General features: G+C 38.0%; 5 protein-coding genes. All 5 read left to right on the top strand.

Going from position 1 to position 6209, the window contains the following annotated elements; all coding sequences use genetic code 11:
- A partial coding sequence (locus ACJAT0_RS12145) for a penicillin-binding transpeptidase domain-containing protein (RefSeq protein ID WP_415181868.1) occupies window positions 1-1107 on the top strand: 1107 nt, incomplete at its 5' end.
- Window positions 1104-2570 carry a UDP-N-acetylmuramoyl-L-alanyl-D-glutamate--2,6-diaminopimelate ligase gene (locus ACJAT0_RS12140; protein ID WP_415181867.1) on the top strand — a complete coding sequence of 489 codons (1467 nt, stop codon included), beginning with the start codon at window positions 1104-1106 and terminating at the stop codon, window positions 2568-2570. The genes ACJAT0_RS12145 and ACJAT0_RS12140, both read left to right, overlap by 4 nt.
- A gap of 5 nt (window positions 2571-2575) precedes the next feature.
- Window positions 2576-3808, top strand: a complete 1233-nt coding sequence (gene mraY / locus ACJAT0_RS12135) for a phospho-N-acetylmuramoyl-pentapeptide-transferase (protein ID WP_374003760.1) — start codon at window positions 2576-2578, stop codon at window positions 3806-3808.
- Window positions 3808-5169 (top strand): UDP-N-acetylmuramoyl-L-alanine--D-glutamate ligase, encoded by a 1362-nt coding sequence (gene murD, locus ACJAT0_RS12130; RefSeq protein ID WP_374003759.1) that lies wholly within the window; start codon window positions 3808-3810, stop codon window positions 5167-5169. Before mraY ends, murD begins: the two co-directional genes overlap by 1 nt.
- Before the next feature lies 1 nt (window position 5170).
- On the top strand, window positions 5171-6209 hold a 1039-nt coding region (locus ACJAT0_RS12125), incomplete at its 3' end, for an FtsW/RodA/SpoVE family cell cycle protein (protein WP_415181866.1).

The following is a 6209-nucleotide window of genomic DNA, read 5'->3' as shown; positions in this document are numbered from 1 at the left end:
TCTCACGAGCCAGGCTCTACGTTTAAATTAATGAGTGTGATAGCGGCGTTAGAAGATAAAGTAGTAGATACCAGTACTATTTTTGATACTCAAGGAGGAAAAATTTCTTACTACGGTCGCAATGTACTGGATTCTAAATATGGGGGTTATGGTAAAATAAGTGTTGCCAAAGCTTTTGAAGTTTCTTCAAATACAGCTCTTGTACAGATGATTCAAGATAATTACAAGACCAATCCTGATGATTATGTAGACAGATTGTACAGTATGAACCTTAATGAAAAACTCGATTTACCTATAAAGGGAGAAGGTATTCCTATGATTCCGCATCCAGATGATGAAAACTGGAGTGGGCTTTCCTTACCATGGATGGGTTTTGGTTACGGCGTGCAATTAACCCCTCTGCAAACACTGACCTTTTATAATGCTGTTGCAAATGACGGCGTAATGGTAAAGCCCAGATTGATTAGAGAAGTAAAATCAAAGGAAAAGCTCATTGAGAAGTTTGATAGAGAAATTATTAATCCAGCTATTTGTTCTCAAAATACGATTGATAAAGTTAAAGTCATGATGGAAAATGTAGTAAAAAGAGGTACCGCAGATAATTTATATAGTAAAAACTTTTCCATGGCCGGTAAAACGGGAACTTGTCAGTCAGAATATTGGAAATCCTCAGGAAATTATATAGCTTCTTTTGCTGGTTATTTCCCAGCAGATACACCGAAGTACAGCTGCATTGTTGTCATTCATAAACCAAATACCACAAAAGGGTATTATGGCAATATCGTTGCAGGACCAGTTTTTAAAACTATTGCTCAAAAAATCTATGCAAACAACCCTCTAATAAATAAGATAGAGCTTCAAAAAATAATTCCATCACAAATTGTAAAGTCAAGTGATAATTACCTTAAAAAGACACACGTACAATCCGAAACAGGCTCTAAAAAGTTGCCCAATTTGATAGGTATGGAAGCTATGGATGCAATTGCTATAGTGGAAAATCTGGGAGCTCAAGTAGTTTTGAGAGGTTTTGGAAAGGTGACCTCACAAAGCCTAAAAGCAGGAACAAAGTTGTCTCCTGAGAATAAAGTTACACTCACGTTATTATGATGAATCTTAAAGATATATTATATAAAGTAAGTCTTGACGTAGTCATAGGTGCTACAGATGTGCCAATTAATAAAATTCAGTTTGACTCTAGGGCCATTCAAAAGGCTGATATTTTTGTGGCGCTCAAAGGAACTGCCGTCGACGGTCACGAGTATATAGAAAAAGCGGTTGCTTTAGGGGCGAGGGTAATTATTCTTGAAGAGCTTCCTGATTATCAGGAGGAGAACGTCACGTATGTAAAAGTAGAAAACACTCATAATGCACTGGCATTAATGGGTGCTAATTTTTATGACAATCCTTCAAAGAAATTAAAACTAATAGGCGTTACTGGAACAAACGGTAAGACTACCACTACTTCTTTATTATACCAGCTTTTTACAAAATCTGGTTTTAAAACAGGATTGATCTCTACGGTAGAGATCTTGATCGACCAGAAAGTAGTCCCTACTAAACATACTACTCCAGACCCATTAACGATCAACAAACATCTAGCAAATATGGTTGATGTAGGGGTAGATTATTGTTTTATGGAGGTGAGCAGTCATGGAATTGCTCAAGAAAGAGTAGCAGGATTAGAATTTTCAGGCGGAGTTTTCACGAACTTATCACATGATCATTTGGATTATCACCATACTTTTGCAGCCTACAGAGACGTTAAAAAACGATTTTTTGACCAGTTACCAAAACGTGCTTTTGCCCTTATCAATTTAGACGATAAAAATGGAGCTGTAATGCTTCAAAACACAAAGGCTAGAAAAATAGGTTATGCCTTAAAGACCTTTACAGATTATCGTGCGCAGGTTATGGAAAATCAGTTCGGCGGTTTGTTGTTAAAGATTAATGAGCACGAGGTATGGTCTAAAATGGTGGGGCAGTTCAATGCTTATAACGTTTTGGCTATTTATGCTTGTGCCATAGAATTAGGATTAGAAGAGATGGAGGTTTTGGAGGTTATTTCTCAATTGGAAGGAGTGTCCGGAAGGTTTCAATATTTCACTACTGTAAAAAGTAGAATTACTGCGATAGTAGACTATGCACATACTCCAGACGCACTTAAAAATGTATTAGAAACGATTAATTCTATTCGTACAAGAAATGAAACGGTCATCACTGTAGTCGGTTGCGGAGGAGATCGCGATGTTACGAAAAGACCTAAAATGGCTCATATCGCCGCTGCTTTAAGTGATCAGGTAATATTTACAAGCGATAACCCACGTACAGAGGATCCGCAGAAAATTCTCAACGATATGGAAGCTGGTGTACAACCGCAAGATTTTAAAAAAACCATCACTATTTTGGATCGCAAACAAGCGATCAAAGCAGCCGCAAAGATGGCTGGTAAAAATGACATCATTCTTATTGCAGGAAAAGGTCATGAGACCTATCAGGAAATAAATGGTGTTCGATCAGATTTTGATGATCGCATCATCATTGCAGATTTCCTTAACCAACTCGATAAATAAACAGCATGTTATATTATTTATTCAAATATCTAGAAGAAGAATATAATTTGCCAGGGGCATCACTTTTTGGGTTTATTACCTTTAGAGCGGCTATCGCTTTTGTTTTATCGCTAGGTTTTTCCACCATCTATGGTAAACGCATCATTAATTTTTTACAAAGACAGCAAGTCGGTGAGACCGTTCGTGATCTAGGTCTGGATGGACAAGCTCAAAAAGCAGGTACACCAACCATGGGAGGCATTATAATTATTCTAGCCACTTTGATTCCAGCATTTTTATTATGCCAGATGGATAATATATACGTAGTCATGTTATTCATCACCACGATCTGGATGGGATTGATAGGTTTTACAGATGATTATATTAAAATATTTAAAAAAGATAAAGGTGGTTTAAAAGGTGTTTTTAAAGTGATAGGTCAAGTAGGCTTAGGTGCTATCATTGGTTCTATCATGTTTTTTCATGACGGTATTACCATTAAGGAAAAAAAAGTAAACCCAGTAAATGCTCAGGAATTTGTCACTCAAAATTCACCTGTAGAATTTGGCCCGGCCATTAAGTCTACTAAAACAACCATTCCTTTTGTAAAGAATAATGAATTGGACTATTCCAGTTTGATTGATTGGATGAATCCCGCGCTAGCAGACTGGGCTTGGTTGATTTTTATACCAATTGTCATTGTTATAGTGACCGCCGTTTCTAACGGTGCAAATCTTACAGATGGAATTGACGGTCTGGCTGCAGGAACCAGTTCTATAGTTGTTATTACCCTAGCCTTATTTGCTTGGATTTCTGGAAATATTGTTTTCTCAGATTACCTCAACGTTATGTATATACCCAACTCTGGAGAGATGGTAGTTTTCATAACGGCATTTGCTGGTGCATTAGTTGGTTTCTTGTGGTACAATACTTTTCCAGCCCAAATTTTTATGGGCGATACAGGAAGTTTGACAATTGGCGGTATTATCGCTGTACTTGCTATTGCCACTAGAAAAGAATTATTAATTCCTGTTCTTTGCGGAATTTTCTTAATGGAAAACCTTTCGGTAATGATGCAAGTAAGTTGGTTCAAATACACTAAGAATAAATATGGAGAAGGAAGACGGATATTCCTTATGTCTCCATTACATCATCATTATCAAAAACGTGGTATCCATGAGAGCAAGATCGTTGTGCGATTTTGGATCGTGGGAATATTGCTTGCTATCATCAGTATTGTAACCTTAAAAGTGCGTTAATGAAGGGAAGGCATCCACATACCAAAAAGGAACGTCTGGTCATTCTCGGAGGAGGAATTAGTGGCATGGGCGCAGCTATGTTGGGAGCTCAAAAAGGTTGCGACGTCTTTTTAAGTGAAGGTGGTGATTTAGGTTCCGATTTTGCGAAAGCCTTACAAGAACAATCCATATCCTATGAGTCAGGAAGTCATTCTATGGAAAGAATCTTGAATGCAAATCTCGTGGTAAAAAGCCCAGGAATTCCTGAGGATGCGGCAATGGTCCTAGAGATTAAAGCCAAAGGAATCGAGGTGATTTCAGAGATTGAGTTTGCCGCTCGGTTCACGGACGAAATTATTATCGCAGTCACAGGAGCGAACGGAAAAACAACCGTAACCCGCATGATCGACCATATTTTTAACCTGGCAAATCTCGATCATACCACCGGTGGAAACATTGGAAAAAGTTTTGCCCAACAAGTTTTTGAAGGCAAATCGGCACATAGATTATTAGAAGTTAGCAGTTTTCAATTGGATGGAATCAGCAGTTTTAAACCGCACATTGCTATTATTTTGAATATTACTCCAGATCATCTGGATCGATACGATTACAAATTTGAGAATTATGTGGCCAGTAAAATGCGCATAACGCAGCATCAAGATGAGAACGATTACCTCATTTACAACAGCGATGACAGCGCGATTACGGACGCCATTAAACAACTAGATATTAAAGCACAGCTCATTCCTTTTTCTATGGAAAAAGATGTAGGGGTAGGAGCTTATTTATACAACAACGAGATTCATATTCACACTCATAATTCATTATTTACTATGCCTATACAAGAACTATCAATCAAAGGGAAGCACAACACTGCAAATGCAATGGCAGCGTCTACCGCTTCCAAACTGCTTAAAATAAGAAAAGAGACCATAAGACAAAGTCTCACTTCTTTTGAAGGAGTGGAGCACAGACTGGAACGGGTACTTAAAATCAACAAAGTCCAGTATATCAACGATTCAAAGGCTACTAATATCAATGCAACCTATTATGCGCTGGATAGTATGGAGCAACCTACTGTATGGATTGTAGGTGGGGTAGATAAAGGAAACGATTACTCAGAATTATACAGTTTGGTAAATCGCAATGTAAAAGCTATTGTATGTCTTGGAGAAGACAATTCTAAGATAGTAGAAGCTTTTGGCAATTGTGTGGAGCAAATGGTAGAAACCAGCAATATGGAAGATGCGGTACGAGTAGCATATAAATTAGCTCAACCAGGAGATACAGTTTTGTTAAGTCCGGCATGTGCTAGTTTTGACCTTTTCAAGAACTATGAAGATCGTGGACGCCAATTTAAAAACGCAGTAAGAGGTTTATAATTTGAAAATTAAAAGCTACATATCTGGAGATACCTTTTTATGGGCGCTGGTATTAATTTTACTGGTGTTTTCCTTCCTTCCTGTATACAGTGCAAGTGCAAACCTTGCCTATATAGGAACGGGGACAGGTAATACCACAAAGTATCTAGTCAAGCACTTTGGCCATGTAGTTATAGGTTTGGGATTGTTGTACTCTGTGCATAAAATACCGTATCGGTATTTTAGAGGCTTGAGTGTTTTACTGTTGCCCGTAGTCATATTGTTGCTTATATATACAGCCATGCAAGGCACCATTATGGGTGGAGCTAGTGCGAGCAGGTGGATGACTGTGCCAGTAATAGGAATGAAATTTCAAACCAGTACGTTTGCCTTTGTTGTACTGATGGCGTATGCAGCAAAATACCTGGCTTCGATAAAAGATAAAGAAGTCACTTTTAAGCAGTCCATTGTACCTTTATGGGTTCCTGTAGGAATTATTCTCGCACTTATTGCACCTTTTAATTTATCTACAGCATTACTGATTTTCATAATGGTGCTATTAACTTGTTTTATTGGTGGTTACCCTATTAAATACTTATTGGGAATTATAGGAATAGGCTTTGTCGTTTTGAGCTTATTTGTTTTAACTGCAAAAGCCTTTCCTGGAGTTTTTCCTAACCGCGTAGATACTTGGGTGTCTCGTATTGTTACATTTGGTGGAGAAGGAGATTCCGATTCTATGTATCAAGTAGAACGCGCAAAAACGGCTATAGCAAATGGATATCCTTTTGGGGTTGGTCCTGGAAAAAGTGCTACAAAACACGTGCTACCGCAATCGGCGAGTGATTTTATTTATGCGATCATTCTAGAGGAATTTGGTTTAGTGGGTGGCTTGATTATTTTAGCCTTATACCTGTTCTTTCTTTTCCGGCTTATTATTATTTCCACAAAATCGGATTCTATTTTTGGACAGTTATTGGTTGTAGGTGTAGGCTTCCCTATAGTTTTTCAAGCGCTGACTAATATGGCAGTTGCGGTAAATCTAATTCCTGTCACGGGAC

The sequence above is a fragment of the Nonlabens sp. genome, from assembly GCF_047636915.1.
Classification (GTDB): domain Bacteria; phylum Bacteroidota; class Bacteroidia; order Flavobacteriales; family Flavobacteriaceae; genus Nonlabens.
Note: the sequence above shows the minus strand (reverse complement) of the source record. Positions and strands in the feature narration are given on the sequence as shown.